This window comes from Ectobacillus polymachus (assembly GCF_048159605.1).
Lineage (GTDB): Bacteria > Bacillota > Bacilli > Bacillales > Bacillaceae_G > Ectobacillus > Ectobacillus polymachus.
The window spans coordinates 171,581-187,836 of sequence record NZ_JBLREB010000002.1 but is presented as its reverse complement, the minus strand read 5'-3'; the positions used below and the strand labels follow the sequence as shown (position 1 = coordinate 187,836).

The 16,256-nt window shown below is 41.0% G+C and carries 15 protein-coding genes; 7 read left to right on the top strand and 8 right to left on the bottom strand.

The genetic code is table 11. The features are described from left to right. Positions 1-79: 79 nt before the first annotated feature. The 3 genes from ACM5BR_RS11510 to ACM5BR_RS11500 all read left to right on the top strand — a co-directional run bounded on the left by ACM5BR_RS11510 (position 80) and on the right by ACM5BR_RS11500 (position 4,781). Positions 80-2,764 (top strand): DUF4084 domain-containing protein, encoded by a 2,685-nt coding sequence (locus ACM5BR_RS11510; RefSeq protein WP_416828049.1) that lies wholly within the window; start codon positions 80-82, stop codon positions 2,762-2,764. A gap of 108 nt (positions 2,765-2,872) precedes the next feature. Then, positions 2,873-3,244 carry an iron chaperone gene (locus ACM5BR_RS11505; protein WP_416828048.1) on the top strand — a complete coding sequence of 124 codons (372 nt, stop codon included), beginning with the start codon at positions 2,873-2,875 and terminating at the stop codon, positions 3,242-3,244. Between the two features lie 172 nt (positions 3,245-3,416). Beyond that, positions 3,417-4,781 carry an RsmF rRNA methyltransferase first C-terminal domain-containing protein gene (locus tag ACM5BR_RS11500; protein ID WP_416828046.1) on the top strand — a complete coding sequence of 455 codons (1,365 nt, stop codon included), beginning with the start codon at positions 3,417-3,419 and terminating at the stop codon, positions 4,779-4,781. Positions 4,782-4,886: 105 nt separating this feature from the next. Here the strand turns inward: ACM5BR_RS11500 and ACM5BR_RS11495 are convergent, their stop codons facing one another. Beyond that, complete coding sequence (locus ACM5BR_RS11495) at positions 4,887-5,396, bottom strand: YbhB/YbcL family Raf kinase inhibitor-like protein (protein ID WP_416828045.1); 510 nt, start codon at positions 5,394-5,396, stop codon at positions 4,887-4,889. Between the two features lie 139 nt (positions 5,397-5,535). On the opposite strand from ACM5BR_RS11495, the gene ACM5BR_RS11490 reads away from it, so the two are divergent. Further along, positions 5,536-6,414: a LysR family transcriptional regulator gene (locus tag ACM5BR_RS11490; protein WP_416828044.1), complete on the top strand. Its 879-nt coding sequence runs from the start codon at positions 5,536-5,538 to the stop codon at positions 6,412-6,414. 105 nt (positions 6,415-6,519) lie between these two features. Here ACM5BR_RS11490 and ACM5BR_RS11485 read toward each other — a convergent pair whose 3' ends face one another. From ACM5BR_RS11485 to ACM5BR_RS11470, 4 genes are read right to left on the bottom strand one after another with little or no spacing between them, the layout of a single operon-like run. Further along, on the bottom strand, positions 6,520-7,122 hold the full coding sequence (locus ACM5BR_RS11485; protein ID WP_416828043.1) for a response regulator: 603 nt from the start codon (positions 7,120-7,122) through the stop codon (positions 6,520-6,522). Beyond that, positions 7,119-8,240 carry an ATP-binding protein gene (locus tag ACM5BR_RS11480; RefSeq protein WP_416828042.1) on the bottom strand — a complete coding sequence of 374 codons (1,122 nt, stop codon included), beginning with the start codon at positions 8,238-8,240 and terminating at the stop codon, positions 7,119-7,121. Before ACM5BR_RS11480 ends, ACM5BR_RS11485 begins: the two co-directional genes overlap by 4 nt. Further along, positions 8,240-8,974 (bottom strand): ABC transporter permease, encoded by a 735-nt coding sequence (locus ACM5BR_RS11475; RefSeq protein WP_416828041.1) that lies wholly within the window; start codon positions 8,972-8,974, stop codon positions 8,240-8,242. Before ACM5BR_RS11475 ends, ACM5BR_RS11480 begins: the two co-directional genes overlap by 1 nt. Further along, positions 8,971-9,867: an ABC transporter ATP-binding protein gene (locus tag ACM5BR_RS11470; protein ID WP_416828040.1), complete on the bottom strand. Its 897-nt coding sequence runs from the start codon at positions 9,865-9,867 to the stop codon at positions 8,971-8,973. The genes ACM5BR_RS11475 and ACM5BR_RS11470 overlap by 4 nt, the downstream gene beginning before the upstream one ends. Positions 9,868-10,173: 306 nt before the next feature. On the opposite strand from ACM5BR_RS11470, the gene map reads away from it, so the two are divergent. Further along, positions 10,174-10,917: a type I methionyl aminopeptidase gene (gene map, locus ACM5BR_RS11465; protein WP_416828039.1), complete on the top strand. Its 744-nt coding sequence runs from the start codon at positions 10,174-10,176 to the stop codon at positions 10,915-10,917. A 131-nt stretch (positions 10,918-11,048) separates the two neighbouring features. On the opposite strand, the gene argS is transcribed toward map, so the two are convergent. The 3 genes from argS to speB all read right to left on the bottom strand — a co-directional run bounded on the left by argS (position 11,049) and on the right by speB (position 14,183). Then, complete coding sequence (argS, locus tag ACM5BR_RS11460) at positions 11,049-12,719, bottom strand: arginine--tRNA ligase (RefSeq protein ID WP_416828038.1); 1,671 nt, start codon at positions 12,717-12,719, stop codon at positions 11,049-11,051. After that, entirely contained in the window at positions 12,716-13,156 is a 441-nt protein-coding gene (locus tag ACM5BR_RS11455) for a YwiB family protein (RefSeq protein ID WP_416828037.1), read from the bottom strand. The genes argS and ACM5BR_RS11455 overlap by 4 nt, the downstream gene beginning before the upstream one ends. Before the next feature lie 145 nt (positions 13,157-13,301). Next, positions 13,302-14,183 (bottom strand): agmatinase, encoded by an 882-nt coding sequence (gene speB / locus ACM5BR_RS11450; RefSeq protein ID WP_416828036.1) that lies wholly within the window; start codon positions 14,181-14,183, stop codon positions 13,302-13,304. A gap of 264 nt (positions 14,184-14,447) precedes the next feature. Between speB and ACM5BR_RS11445 the strand changes: the two genes are divergently transcribed. Both ACM5BR_RS11445 and ACM5BR_RS11440 read left to right on the top strand, forming a co-directional pair. After that, entirely contained in the window at positions 14,448-16,007 is a 1,560-nt protein-coding gene (locus ACM5BR_RS11445) for a spore germination protein (RefSeq protein WP_416828035.1), read from the top strand. Between the two features lie 12 nt (positions 16,008-16,019). Then, entirely contained in the window at positions 16,020-16,253 is a 234-nt protein-coding gene (locus tag ACM5BR_RS11440) for a hypothetical protein (RefSeq protein ID WP_416828034.1), read from the top strand. Positions 16,254-16,256: the final 3 nt, after the last annotated feature.

The following is a 16,256-nucleotide window of genomic DNA, read 5'->3' as shown; positions in this document are numbered from 1 at the left end:
AATACTTTTTTAACGTTACATTTACTTTTTTATAATACTATTTAGATGCAATGCCTTATTTGAAACGGAGGAGACATATATGTCTTTTACGAATACAAACAAATACATACTCGTTCTGATTGGATTTAGTGCAAGCGTATTTCTTATGAATTTACTGTTTTATTCCAATACTATTGCACGAATAATCGGAACATCTATTCTTTTGCAATCTGCAGCTATCGTTGCCTGTATTTGGCTATTCCGTGCCTTTAAACGAAGCACACAAAACCGTTTGTGTTGGCTATTATTGCTGCTTGCAACAATGTCTTCTTATATAAGCGAAGGAATCGTACTTCCTTCCCAACTATTGAAACAGAGCAGTTCCTATTTCTCACTGCCATTGTTCTCTTTTCATACGGTTCCATTTGCACTTTATATAGGTGTATTTGCAATCAGGTTTTTTCATAGAAAAAAAGCTGTTTTTATACTACAGTTTCTGTTTGATACCGTATTTATCGTAATTACAAGTCTATATATGATCGTAATATGGGTCATGCCTAGTTTTACCGCCAATTCTCTTGCTTATATTTTATATTTCGTCGTCCTGTCCATAGCGTTATATGGGAGTATAAACATGTATTATAATTATCAGGGTCTTCCTTTATTTTCAAGAAAACTGCTAGTTGCTAGCTTTGTTCTGCCATTTCTATTTGACTATATCAATTTTTACGAAACACTTCGGAATTTCTATTTTGGACCTGGGATGATTCAAATCATTCATGGAGCTTCTATATTATGCATCGGGATAGTAGGAGCTATATTTGCTACTAGCGGAGAAGAACCAACAGTAACTGAAAATCTTAGGGGAAATCAAAATGTAAATTACATCCGGCTATTTCTACCCTATGTCTCGGTCTTTATCATTTTTATGTTGATTTATACCCACCTATCGAAAGACAAATCGATTTTATTCGGTTTCGGATTGACAATAATTTTCTTAATGATTCGACAATTTCTTTTATGGCAGGATAATAAAAAACTGCTGTATACGTACCACGGATTAAATGAGAAGCTAGAAGAAAAAGTGAAGGATGGCGTTCAAATTCTAGCAAAACGGGAACAGCAATACCGATCTTTATTTGAAGATCATCCTGATGCTGTGTTTTCCTTAGATGTAAGCGGGAATTTCCAGATGGTAAATCGCTCTTGTACAATCCTGCTTGGTCACAATCAAGACCATTTACTAGGACAATCCTTCTTAAATTTTATTATAGAGGATGATCAGTACATTACGCGCGATCATATACGACAAGCAAAGAAAGGGATATTACAAACCTTCGATGCTCGTGCTTATCGTTCTGGAGATCAGTTTTCCTATTTGAATATTACCCTCATTCCAACGATTGTTAAGGATAAGACGATTGGCATGTACGGTATTGCAAAGGATACAACTGAGTTAAAACACAATCAAAGACAAATTGAACATATGGCCTTTCACGATGCGTTAACTGGACTAGCCAATCGAAGACGATTTGCAGAATGCCTCGATGATTCTCTCATCATGGCAATGAAACGAGAAACGATGCTTGCAGTCCTCTTCATTGATTTGGATCGATTCAAGAAAATTAACGACCGTCTCGGACATGATATAGGAGATTTATTGCTCGTAGAGGTAGGGAACCGACTGACGCAATCGCTTCGAACAAAAGATGTTGTCGCACGCCAAGGCGGAGATGAATTTACCGTTCTTCTAACCGACATATTTTCGAAAAAAACAGTCGTTCAAGTTGCAGAACGATTGCTTGATGCACTAAACCGGCCGTTTTTTATTCGAGAAAACGAACTGAAAATCACACCAAGCATCGGTGTTGCCCTTTACCCTACCCATGGCACAAATGTAACCAAGCTTATGAAGCACGCAGATATTGCGATGTACCGTGCGAAATCTAGCGGGAAAAACAAATTTATGTTCTACTCCACCGAAATGAGTGACGTAGAGGATGAACGGCACTTCCTAGAAGGAGAGCTCAACAAAGCCTTGGAGGAAAATGAGCTTGTCCTTCATTATCAACCGCAGGTAGATGTAAAATCGAATCAGATTATTGGATTTGAGGCACTGCTTCGCTGGCACCATCCAAAATTCGGCATGGTATCTCCGGCTCGTTTTATTCCTCTTGCGGAAGAGACCGGGCTCATCGTACCGATTGGAGAATGGGTACTACAAACAGCCTGCAAGCAGGCAAAAGAATGGCACGATAAAGGATTCCCTTTAAAAGTGGCAGTCAATTTATCACCGCTGCAATTTAAACAGCCGAATCTTGTAAAACTAGTTGCCGACACGTTAAGCGAAACACAGCTACCTGCAAGGTATTTAGATTTAGAAATAACCGAAGGCGTTGCAATGAACAAAGAAGAACAAGTCATTAGGAAACTCCAAAGCTTTCATGAAATCGGAGTTCGAATTTCCATTGATGACTTTGGAACGGGTTACTCTTCTTTATCCTATTTAACAAAATATCCAATCCATACATTAAAAATCGCACAAGAATTTATTCGAGAAATCGAAAATAATCCCCAAGAGGAAGCCATAATCTCAACCATTATCACTATGGCTAAAAACCTGCGCCTAACCGTCATCGCAGAAGGTGTCGAAACGAATACACAATGGGCGTTTCTCGACAAAGAGCAATGCGACCAAGTGCAAGGCTATCTTGTTAGTAAGCCAATCGCTGCCACTGATGTTTGGGGATTGCTAACTAAAAGAAATAGCGGTCTACTGATCTAAATCATTTCTCCCCTGCCTTGCTTGAGAAGATAATTGAATTTAATAGTAAGGATAAGGCCGAGAATTCGAATTTTTGGCGGGAATAGCATACTAGCGAAGGAGGAAGACATGGAGGTTTTTTCAAAATATTTAGCAGGTATCGATAACCCCGACCACCAGGGCCGAACAGAGGAAATTTTGGCGTGGGTTGCTACTAAATTTCCAAATTTGGAACCGCAAATCAAGTGGAATACACCAATGTTTTCCGATCACGGCACATTTATCATCGGCTTTTCCACAACGAAGTATCATTTGAGCATTTCACCCGAAGTAGCAGGCATTGCGCACTTTGCTGATGACATTGCACAAGCTGGCTACAGCGCTACCAAAGGCTTGTTTCGAATTCCGTGGAATGAGCCGGTAAATTACGAATTGTTTGAGAAAATGATTGAATTTAATATTCAGGATAAAGCAGAATATACGAATTTTTGGCGGAAATAATACATCACCATGACACGAAAAAATGTCATGCGCTTTTGCAACTCAGGTTAAGGTTCGGGCAGCCTAAGTCTACCCGAACCATATGGTGAACTGCCCCCACCTTCACTTTATGAAGTGGGGGTCTTCTTATGGTAAAATGGACGTGATTATATACATTTTGAGGTGATTAGGCTTGGATTTGCCGAAAGACTTTTTAGATAAAATGAAGGATTTACTTAAAGAAGAATATGACGATTTTATAAAAAGCTACGAGGACAAAAAATCTCAAGGACTTCGAGTAAACACACTCAAAGTTTCTATAGACGAATTTACGCAAAAAACGCCCTTTACAATAGAGAAGATTCCTTGGGTGCAAGAAGGCTTTTTCTATAGCGAAAATGATCGGCCTGGGAAGCATCCGTACCATGATGCGGGCGTCTATTATATGCAAGAGCCAAGCGCAATGGCAGTTGGAGAGCTGCTAGACCCGCATCCAGGGGAAAAGATTTTAGACTTATGTGCGGCCCCCGGCGGCAAAACAACGCATATTGCTGCTAGAATGCAGGGCCAAGGCTTTTTGCTGACAAATGAAATCCATCCAGCCAGAGCAAAGATTCTTTCACAAAACATAGAGCGGATGGGTGTTTCCAATGCCGTCGTTACGAACGAAACGCCAGCCCGTCTTGCTGAGCGATTTCCTGCCTATTTTGACCGCATAATGGTCGATGCACCGTGCTCAGGAGAAGGCATGTTTCGGAAGGATCCCATTGCTCGCCAAGAATGGAGCTTAGAAAACGTAATGCATTGCTCTGTACGTCAATCCGAAATCCTCGAGCATGCCGGTAATATGTTAAAGCCCGGCGGACGCCTTGTCTATTCGACCTGTACATTTGCACCGGAAGAAAACGAAGGCACGATTAGCAAATTTATACACGAAAACCCGAACTTTAAAATCGAAACCGTGCATATGTATGAAGGATTTAGCAACGGACAAGCAGGATGGATTCCGGAAGCTGCAGCGAACATAGAAAATACCATTCGCCTATGGCCGCATCGTATGCGGGGCGAAGGGCATTATATCGCCGTGCTGCAAAAAACAGACGGAGACGAGCCGGCAAAACGGAACTACCCTAAAACAATTCGAGATACAAAACAGCTAAAAGAATATACTCATTTTGTAGAAGAAACGCTGCTACAAGCGCCAAAAGGAGAATATATCTTGTTTGGAGAGCAATTGTACTGTCTTCCGAAAGAAATGCTCTCATTTGATAAGCTAAAAGTCGTTCGTCCAGGGCTTCATCTTGGTACAATGAAGAAAAATCGCTTTGAACCAGCCCATGCACTCGCACTCATGCTAAAGAACGAACAAGTGAAATACTCTTATAATCGTACAAACGACGAAATCATGGCATACCTAAAAGGAGAAGCGCTCCAAGCTGAAGGCCCAAAAGGCTGGTACCTCGTAGAAGTCGATGGTTATTCCATCGGCTGGGGCAAGCTAGCTGGCGGCGTCCTAAAAAACCACTATCCAAAAGGACTACGGTGGACAGGGAAGTAGTTTACTAAAAACAAAGCTGTCTCATAAGTCGATTTCAGACTTAGAAGACAGCTTTTCTTTTTGATTCCGTATAGGATTTAGACGAAAAAGGCTTACAAACAAATACTATTTTTTCGCAAGAATATTTTCACTAACGTCAGAAATTACATGCCCTTCGATTTCTTTATAAAAATCATTTAATAAATAGCCTTCTTTTAAATCTAGCACTTTATCTAATGCATATACAGTCAAAGTATATACATGGTCTCTATCTGGTGGTGTTGGACCGACATACCTATGTATTACGTTAATATCTGTATTCCCAACGAATGGTGAAGCAAAACTGTTTTGACCTTGTACAATACCTAATGTATTCTTTTGACTCATGTTTTCTTGCAATCTATCAGTACTCGGATTTATATTGCATGCTAACCAATGTATCCATGTGAACCCACATACTGGTATAGCATCATGGTCAACAAAAGTAAGGGCTAAGCTTTTCGTTCCTTCTGGAATATCTTTAAATTGAATTGGAAAAGAAACGATTGGATTATCTCCGTTTTTATAACGATCACTAGCATATTTTGAATACTTTTCAGGTAAATACTCATTTTCTTTCATTACTGTTACTTTCATGCATGATTCTCCTTTATTGAACATTCCATCCTGATGAATGTCCGATTCATGAATAAAGTATATTTTATGTTATAGTAATATGGAATTATTTGTTTTGTAATAATATGTTAGTTAATTGTTAATATACGGGGGAAATAAGATGAATATAGATTGGTATTATACATTTATAGTATTAGCCAAACATCTAAATTATAGGAAGGCTTCGGAAGAGTTATTTATTACTCAACCTTCCGTCTTTAATCAAATTAAAAAGTTAGAAGAACATATGCAAGTAAAACTATTTGAAACAATTGATAGACATATAAAGCTAACAGAAGAAGGAGAAGCATTCTTACCAATCGCTAAAGAGTTGATTAACACTTACGAAACAGGTATGGAGAAAATGAGATATTTAAAAAATCATTATTCATTCCGATTAAATATAGTTGTTACACCGTACATAGCTACTTATTTAATCCCCAAATTTCTTCCTATTTTTTTTAAAAACTCTCCTAATATCGATATTTCTATTTCAGTTGCACAAGGAAATATCACTGAATCAGTGGAAAATGACGATTTTCAAATTGGATTAAATAGAGTAGAACCATTTTCATCAAAATTAAACAGTGAAAAGATTTGCGAAGGAACAATAAAGCTAGTTGTACCTAATATGGGACCAAATCAAAAAATAGAAGATGAATTATCTTTCTTAAAAAAATACAGACTTATCATTAATAATCATCCAACATACTGGGAACCATTACTAAAAGAAATTCAGCACTATTTTCCTCAAGTTGAAACTACTTCAATTCAAGATGTTAAAGTAACGGAACAATTAATAAAAAACGAGCAAGGTATTTCTTACCTACCCGTTTATATACTAAAAAATATTTCTACCCCAGAGAAATTAAAAATAGTTGAACCGAATTTCATTCAACCACCAGTTAGTTTTACATATATAATGTGGAGAAAACAAACGCCAGAGATAGAACAATTTATAAATCTTTTTAAGGAATTTATTAAAAAAGAGCAAGTATGAATGTTTTTAGTCAAAAAAAGACGCCCATTAAGCTGCAAAGCTACTTTAATGAACGTCTTTTAATCTTACTTTCTGTTTTGATACAAGGTTCTGTTATGCCCACCCTCATATCCATCCCTTTTCCTCCGCCTTGGCAATGGCTTCAATACGATTTCGTACACCGAGTTTATTTAGAATCTCTGACATATAATTTCGAACGGTTCCTGAGGAAAGATACAGTTTTTTCGCCATTTCATCTGTTGTATAGCCTTCCTTTGCCAAGGCTAGCATGTCTTTATCGCGCTCTGTTAGCGGATTCCCTTCCTGCCACAATCCGAACATTAAATCAGGCGAGATTTCCCGCTTTCCCTTCATCACATTCCGGACGCTATTAGCGAGATCCTCAATTGGACTATCCTTTAACAAATAGCCATCTACCCCCGCCTTCATCGCTCGTTCAAAGTAACCCGGTCTTGCAAATGTCGTAAGAATAATCGTCTTACAAGGCATACCTTCCTTTTTCATTCCTTCTACGACGTCCAGGCCGCTATATATCGGCATTTCAATATCCATAATGCATACATCGGGCTTTAACGTTCGAATTATCTCCATCGCTTCTTCGCCGTTTTCCGCCTGCCCAATGATCTGCAAATCATCTTCCAAATCTAACAGAGCCCCTAGCGCCCCGCGCAGCATTCGTTGATCTTCTGCTATCATAATCGTAATCATGGCCTTTCCCTGTCCCTTCCGCGAATCACAATTGGCACAGAGCAAATCAGACTCGTTCCGGTCTCCCCTGTAGAAACAGTGAACGTCCCGTCTATAAAGCTAAGCCGCTCCTGCATCCCTTTCATCCCATTTCCTTCTCCGTCATTCTGCTGGATTCCAATTCCATTATCGTTTACAGTAAGCAGGATTCTTCCCTTCTCTTTCGCTAAGATTACCTTGCAGCATGTCGCCTTACTATGCTTCACAACATTCGTTACGGCCTCCCGCAAGCACATGCTTAAAATATTTTGCGTAAACAAAGGAGTCTCCTCCGCCTGCATATGCTCTTCATACGTACATGCAATATTTGCCGCCTGCAGGATTCCCTTCACATGAATGATTTCCTCCGGAATTGAGCTATTGCGCATATCTGCAATAAGTTCACGTACTTGCTTAAGGGCAGCACGTGATGTGTTTTGGATTTCCTTCGCCTCCTGCTTCGCCCTGTCTGGATCACTTGTCACAACTCTTTCGATAAGCTGGCTCTTTAACGTAATAAGCGATAACGTATGACCAAGCGTATCATGAAGATCGCGGGCAATTCGCTGCCGCTCCTCACGCTTCACAAGCTCATGAATTTGCTCATTGGCTTTATTCAACTCATTCTGTAATTCTCGGCGTTTCACCTGCATACGCATCCCGAATGGAAACACCATCATCAAAACAAAAAATGGAATCATAAAAAACATATCTTGATTCATCCATGTTCCCTGCTGAAGGAAAAACGGTGTAATCACAGCTACGACAAACACAGCATATATCTGAAAATAGCGAGCCTTTGTACGAATATAGCCTAAAAAAGAGGCTGGAAAAAAATTCATATACAAATAAAAGATATTGTAAAAGGAGGAGTAAATTAAAATAATACCAATTTGTAACAGCACCCATAATTCTAGTGATTTCTTCGTTGCATACGCTTGTCGATACGCTACGACAAAAATCATCAGCAACAAAAAGCCGATGATTCGTTTTGAACCCGTTTCAAGCATTAAATATCGAATGGGAAAAGCAAGATAGATAAGCCAAATATAAGGAAAATATCCGTATTTATCTGGAAACAACTTAAATTTTTTCTTCACTACACCGCTTCCTGTCTTTTTCGAATATAAATAGATAGTACCACAAAGATAACGAGATATCCTGCTAGCAGAGCAGCACTAGCTAGATCCGGTGCCTTTCCGTCTACAATATTCCAAGCTCCATTACCAAACGAGTACGTAGGCAGAACCTTTCCAATCGATTGCAGCGTCTTTGGGAAAATCTCAAGCGGCATCCATAGTCCGCCCAGCATAGAGATACTTAAATACAGTATATTTGCGAGGGCAGATGCTGTATCGATTCTTTTCATCGTCCCAATTAACGTGCCAAGTGCTAAAAACGGCATAGAACCAAGTAAAATCCAGAAAAAGCTTGAAATCCATTGCCACATGCTAAGCTGAATATGATTAATCAAAAATCCTGCTACGAACACAACAATAATACAAAGGGCATTTATAAGGGATTGCGCAACCATTTTTGCTGCAATATATGCGCCATTAGGCAGCGGCGTAACTCGCATCAGACGCGACCATCCTTGCGTATTCTCCTGAACGAGACGAAGACCTAACGTATTAATAGCCGTTCCGATCACGCTAAATGCAGCCATTGATACAAGATAATGCGCCTTCCAGCCTTCCGGTGCATTTCCCCCCGCTACTGCATTCGTAAAAATATAATAAAACATAATCGGCATAAGCAGTGACATCACTACAAATCTTCTATTCCGAAACGTTCTCTTCAATTCGACTTTACATTGCATGGTAAATGCATTCATATTATTTCCTCCTTTGCTTGTGACACAATTTGCTCGAATGCCTCATCCAAACGGCCGCGCTCCACATCAATATCGTGAACATTTAATTTTTCTTCAAAGATTGCCCGTAATACAGCATCGGTATCATTTGTAACTAAAGAAACGCGAGTTCCTTCCACTACTGCACCTTTCACATGTGGGATCGCTGCAAGCAAGGAAGCGGGAATCGGCTTTGACATCGTAAAAGTCACAGACTTCTTCGTAATTCTCGCTTTTATTTCTTCTGGTGTACCATCACAGGCAATTGTTCCATTTGCGAATAACATAATGCGATTTGCTAGTTGATCCGCTTCCTCCAAATAGTGTGTCGTTAAAATAATCGTCTTCCCTAATCTAGCAAACTGCCGAATCTCATCCCAAAAATGTTTTCTCGACGTAATATCCATTCCTACCGTTGGTTCATCTAAAAAGAGAATATCGGGATTCCCAGCAAGGGCAAGAGCGAAGCCGAGCCGGCGCTTTTGTCCGCCCGATAAGCCATCTGCCATCTTCTTTTCCTCTGCCTCTAAATCCGCTAAACGTAGCAGCTCGTTCTTTGGAAGCGGCGCTTCGTAATAGCTGCGAAAGAGATCAATGGTTTCGCCCACCGTTACCCCATCCATTACGCTCACCTCTTGTAGCATCGCGCCAAGCCGATTGCGAACCGCCTTCGGATTCTTGCCAAGCATCCGGGCCTTCCCTTCAGTTGGCGAGAGTAGCCCTAGCATCATGGTAATCATCGTTGTCTTCCCCGCACCATTGGGACCCAAAATCGCCGTTACCGTTCCCTTTTCAATGGAGAAGGAAACATCATTTACCGCTGCTTTATCTTTAAACCGCTTTGTAATATGGTTCACTTCAATGATTTTTTCCATTTTTACACCTCCGTGTTATGTTTTCATTTTATGTTGGAGCAAGCTTCCAAAACAGTAAGGGATGTCACCAGATAGAAATGACAATTGTCATAAAGTGAAACTTCCCTCGGTGGGGGCTTTTCCCACCGAGGGTTAGTTGAACCAATCAGGAATTTACGGGCAGTTATCCCCCACTTAGCCTTTTCCGATTTCTTTAAGCCTTGAAGTGGGGGTATTACTGCCCGTTAATGCGTGATAAATTTTTTGAAGTAAGCAAGGAAACGTGTTACTATCATGTGAGGATAACTACGAGAAGGAAGTGTCATAATGATTATTAAAGATGAAAAGGATCTAGAGGGTTTACGCAAAATCGGACGTATTGTTGCATTAGCGCGTGAAGAAATGAAAAAACAAGCGAAGCCCGGTATGACAACAAAAGAGCTTGATTTGATTGGAAAAGAGGTACTAGATGAGCACGGTGCCATCTCTGCACCTATAAATGAGTATGATTTCCCTGGGGTAACTTGTATTAGTGTGAACGAAGAAGTTGCCCACGGCATGCCAGGAAGCCGCGTATTGCAAGAGGGCGATATCGTAAATGTTGATGTTTCTGCAGCGTTAAACGGCTATTATGCAGACACTGGTATTTCCTTTGTGCTCGGCCATGATGAAGAGAAGGAAAAGCTATGCAAAGCAGCAGAAGAAGCTTTTTGGGCAGGTATTAAAAAAGCAAGAGCCGGCGCGAGACAAAATCAAATCGGCCGTGCGATTATGAATTCAGTACGCAAAAAGGGTCTTACGATTATTGAGAATTTAACAGGGCACGGCATCGGTGAAAGCCTTCATGAAGCACCTGAGAATGTCCTCAATTACTTTGACCCATTGGATAACAAGCTACTGAAAGACGGCCTTGTACTTGCCGTCGAGCCTTTCGTCGCAAACGGAGCAACCTATATCGTAGAATCAGGGGACGGCTGGACGTTCGTAACACCAGATCGAAGCCCGGTTGCCCAATGCGAGCATACGATTGTCGTAACAAGAGGCGAACCAATTGTATTAACAGAACTTTAATAGAGAAAACGGAACGGATTCATCGTGAATCCGTTCCGTTTTCTTTTTCTCCTGTCTCCGGGGATTCCCTTGGGGAGAGCTCAAAAAAACCTCGTTTCCATCTGGAAACGAGGTTTTTACCGTGCTGTAATTTACATTTTCTCAGGTGCAGATACACCAATGATAGCTAACGCGCTTTGTAATGTAAGTTGAACTGCCTTCATTAAGTCATAGCGTGCTTGGCTCTTCTCGATATTTTCTCGGTCAAGTACTTTTTCCGCATTATAGAAACTGTGAAGAGCGGATGATACTTCAAAGAGGTAGTTCGTCACGCGGTGCGGAATGCGTTTTGCAGCAGCTTCTGCAACAGCTGCAGGATATTCACCGAGCTTCTTCAATAGATCATACTCTTTTTCTGTATCAATTAATGAATAGTTTGATTCGCCTGATGCTGCTAGGCCAAGTTCCTCGCCTTGGCGCAGGATACTGCATACGCGAGCGTGGGCGTATTGGGCATAGTAAACAGGGTTTTCGTTTGATTTCGAAACGGCTAAGTCCATATCAAAGTCAAGATGAGAGTCGGCGCTGCGCATAGCGAAGAAATAACGCATAGCATCGATACCTACTTCTTCCATTAATTCACGAAGGGTAACCGCCTTACCTGTACGCTTACTCATCTTCACTTTTTCTCCGTTTTGGTACAGTTGCACCATTTGGATAATTTCCACTTCTAGCGTATCCTTGTCATTGCCAAGTGCTTGGATAGCTGCTTTCATACGTGGGATATAGCCGTGGTGGTCAGCGCCCCAAATGTTAATGAGCTTCGTAAAGCCACGTTCAATTTTATCGCGGTGGTACGCAATGTCTGGTGTTAAATACGTGTATGAACCATCTTGCTTAATAAGTACGCGGTCCTTATCATCACCATAAGTAGTGGAACGGAACCAAGTAGCGCCGTCCTTTTCATAAATTTCACCGCGCTCTTTCAAGTCAGCGAGTGCCTCAGCTACCTTGCCGCTTTTATATAAAGATGTTTCGGAGTACCATACATCAAAATGAACGCGGAAGCTGTCTAAGTCTTTTTGCAGCTTCGCAAGCTCTAGCTGTAAGCCGTGTTCACGGAAGAAGTTATACCGTTCCTCTTCAGCTACATTCATATAGTGATCGCCGAATTCTTTCGCTAGTTTTTCTCCGATGTTTTTCACATCTGCTCCGTAATAGCCGTCTTCTGGCATTTCCTTTTCTAATCCAAGCGCCTGCATATAGCGTGCTTCGACGGATAGTGCTAGATTATGAATTTGATTGCCGGCGTCGTTAATATAATATTCACGAGATACATCATAACCAGCCTTTGCAAGAACATTACATAATGTATCACCGACTGCTGCGCCGCGGGCATGTCCTAAATGAAGGTCGCCAGTTGGGTTTGCTGATACAAATTCCACCTGCACGCGCTCGCCATTCCCTACATTGCTTGCACCGTATGATTCACCTGCTGTTAAAATAGCAGGAATTAAATCTGTTAAATAACTATTGTTCATGTAAAAGTTGATGAAACCCGGTCCTGCAATTTCAATTTTTTCGACAGAGGCTTTTTCTTTATTAAAGTTTTTCACGATTTCATCTGCAATCATACGAGGTGCTTTTTTGGCAATGCGAGCTAGCTGCATCGCTGTGTTAGTAGAATAGTCGCCATTGGTTTTGTCCTTCGGAACTTCTAAAATAATATTTTGAATTTGTTCCTCAGTTGCTAAGCCGGCCTTCAAAACAGCGGCTGTAATTTCTTCTTTTACTAAATCCTTTATTTGCTCGAGTGCGTTCATTTTGTCTCCTCCTTAAACGTAATCGTAATCGCATATCTTCCCGCGTTACTTTCTTCTATTTGCAAGGCATATGTTAGAAACAACTGTCCCCTTCGATTTTTCTCCGACCATTCGAACTGAACATTGTCTGTTTTGGTTTGCAATGAAAAACTGCCAAGCTGACTGACATAGGTGCCATTCGTAAGATGTCCTTTTTTATGAGATTGGCGCATCGATACCACACCTTGACGCGTGATTGACACTTCTTCTTGCTTGATTTTGAGGATCGTCCTCACTTCGCCTTGCTCATTCGGCTCTTGAAACGTAACATATGTAGTTAGACCCTTCTCATAGTATAGACCATTTGTTTCAAATGCAATAGTTTCCTTGCGCGGACCATCATGAATTTCCGTAACAAATTTTAACGTAATTGGGATTCCAACGGTCTGCTTATTCATAGCTTGCTCACCTTTCCTACCTATCTTGACTTACATACAAATATACTTCCTTCATCATATCAAAAAAAGCGCCGCACGTCTTTGTTTAAGGTAAAAATAGACCGCCAAGCAAGGTGCTAAAGGCGGTCTTATAATCGTGTTCTATTTATTTACGCTTTTGAACAAAGCCAAGGATAATTTCACGAATCAGCTTGCTTGCGACAATTTGGGTTTGCTCACTTGGATCATATACAGGTGCCACCTCAACGACATCTGAACCAACCACGTGAACATCAGAATTCGCAATTGCTACAAGGGAAGCCAATAACTCTTTTGATGTAATGCCTCCTGCTTCAAGCGTTCCGGTTCCTGGTGCATGGGCAGGATCTAGCACATCAATATCAATTGTCACATACACAGGACGACCCGCTAGCTCTGGCAACACTTTCTTAAGCGGCTCAAGCACTTCAAATTTGTGAAGCGGCATGCCCACTTCCTTTGCCCAGTCAAACTCTTCCTTCATACCGGAACGAATACCGAAGGAGTATACGTTTTTCGGTCCGATTAATTCACATGCCTTTTTAATCGGCGTACTGTGAGAAAGTGCTTCTCCTTCATAGGAATCGCGAAGATCAGTATGTGCATCCATATGGATAATCGCAAGGTTCGGATATTTCTTATACATTGCCTTGATTACCGGCCATGTTACAAGATGCTCGCCCCCCATGCCAAGCGGAAACTTCCCGTCAGCAAGTAAGCCATCAATATATGCTTCAATCATCTCAATGCTGCGCTGCGGATTCCCGAACGGAAGCGGAATATCTCCGGCATCGAAATATTTCACTTCGTCTAATTCCCGGTCCATATACGGACTGTATTCTTCAAGACCAATCGAAACTTCGCGAATGCGGGCAGGGCCGAAGCGAGAGCCTGGACGAAAGCTTACTGTCCAGTCCATTGGCATTCCATAAATAACTGCCTCTGATTCCTCGTAATTGGGATGGCTTTTTATAAATACGTTACCTGAATAGGCTTCATCAAATCTCATCGTTGTCTTCCTCCTATATATCGAAAGAAACGCGGCTAGCGCTCCTTTTTAATCCATTATTTTAATCCTATAATGTTCCCTATAAAAAATAAAGCAAATCCTAGCAAATGTATAGCGAATTATATGAAAAAGAAAAAGATTTTTCAATCCGCGCTTATTTCGTTTACTTTACAAATCAATCTTCCTCTATTACATATTTTTGGATAAGGAGGGGAAATTAGATAGCAAGGTAACACGCTAGGTGAAGGGTAAGGTTGAAAGAATATGCGTAAACCGAAGCGAAAGAAACTCTCATTATTTACAAAACCGAAAAAGCAGCTCCCTGAGCAACTGCTGCAAGAAGAAACACCCTCTGAGGTAACAGAGCTAACAGGCAATCTATCAGAAACGGAGCAATACATAAGACAAGCAACAGGTGGCAGCACAGATTTTATTTATAAGCAATTTTCAATTGGCTTATGTGAAACACAGCAAGCAATGCTTATTTACATCGATGGCTTAGTTGATACACAAGCCACTCGGGATCTATTAACATATCTCATGGATCCCATTCGTCTGCAGCAGGAAACAAGCGAATTCGGACGTTTACTCGATGGGCATTTGCTGCCCATTAGCATTGCCAAAGAAGTCTTTACATTGCAGGATACGCTAGCGGCTATTCTCGCTGGACAGACCGTCTTACTTGGAGAAGGCTTTCGTAATGGGCTTGCCATTGATGCTAGCGGGGCAGAACATCGAAATGTCGAAACCGCAAAAAACCAAATCGTTGTCAAAGGACCACAGGATGCATTTAATGAAATATTACGGGTTAATACAGCACTCGTGCGAAAGCGAATCAAGCATCCTAACCTATGGACCGAAACGATGGAAATTGGAGAGGTTACGAAAACGACGGTATGCGTGATGTATATTAAGCATTTAGCCAATGAACAAATTATAACAGAGGTAAAAAATAGGCTCAGCCAAATTAAAACCGATAGCATTTTAGAGACTGGCTATATTGAAGAGTTTATAGAAGAAAAAAAGTGGAGCCTATTCCCTACCATGTTTAATACAGAAAGACCAGACGTGGTTGCGGCCAATTTACTGGAAGGAAAGGTTGCTATCTTTGTTGATAATACTCCTTTTGTATTATCGGTCCCGGCAGTATTCGTTCAATTCTTCCAGTCGGCAGAGGATTATTATAACCGGAATGATTATGGTCTATTGCGAATCCTTCGCTTCTTTTCATTTTTCATTGCGCTGCTTGCCCCTGCTCTCTATATAGCATTAACTACGTTTCATCAAGAGATGCTCCAAACAACCTTGCTCATTAGCATTGCAGCGCAGCGGGATGCCATACCCTTTCCTGCCTTTTTTGAGGCTTTAATCATGCAGATTACTTTTGAAATTTTGCGTGAAGCTGGCATTCGCATGCCGCGCGCAGTTGGAGGCGCCATTTCCATTGTAGGTGCACTCGTATTAGGAGAATCTGCAGTACAAGCAGGACTCGTATCAGCTGCTATGGTTATAGTAGTAGCAATTACAGCATTAACGACCTTTATTATACCTGAGCCCGCCTTATACTTACCCCAACGTATTTTGCGGATCGTATTTATGGCACTTGGCGCTTTCTACGGGGTATTTGGCATTGTTATCGGATTGTTTGCTCTTCTGCTTCATCTATGCAGTTTAGAGTCATTTGGTATTCCTTACATGTCTCCTATGGGACCACTAGACGTTCGCGATCAGCAGGATACATTCATTCGTCTCCCAAGATGGATGATGAAAAAGCGCCCGAAAACATTTAAATCCGAAAATGAGGTGCGTACAAATAAAAAGTAAGTAGGTGATACGATGGTAATGACAATTGTTATGTTTTTGTTATTTGGTTTGATTTCGTTTCTTGAAATAAGACCCTTGCTGAAACAAAAGAAAAAGCACGATGTGTATGTATTTAGTATAATCATGCTTCTTGCCTTTACCCTAAATGTTCTGTTCCTGTTTAAAGTTCGCATTCCCAATCCGCTTTACCTCATGTTCATTCTATTTCAGCCCATTGCGAACTGGGTTAATGGGTTGTTAAGTTAGGAG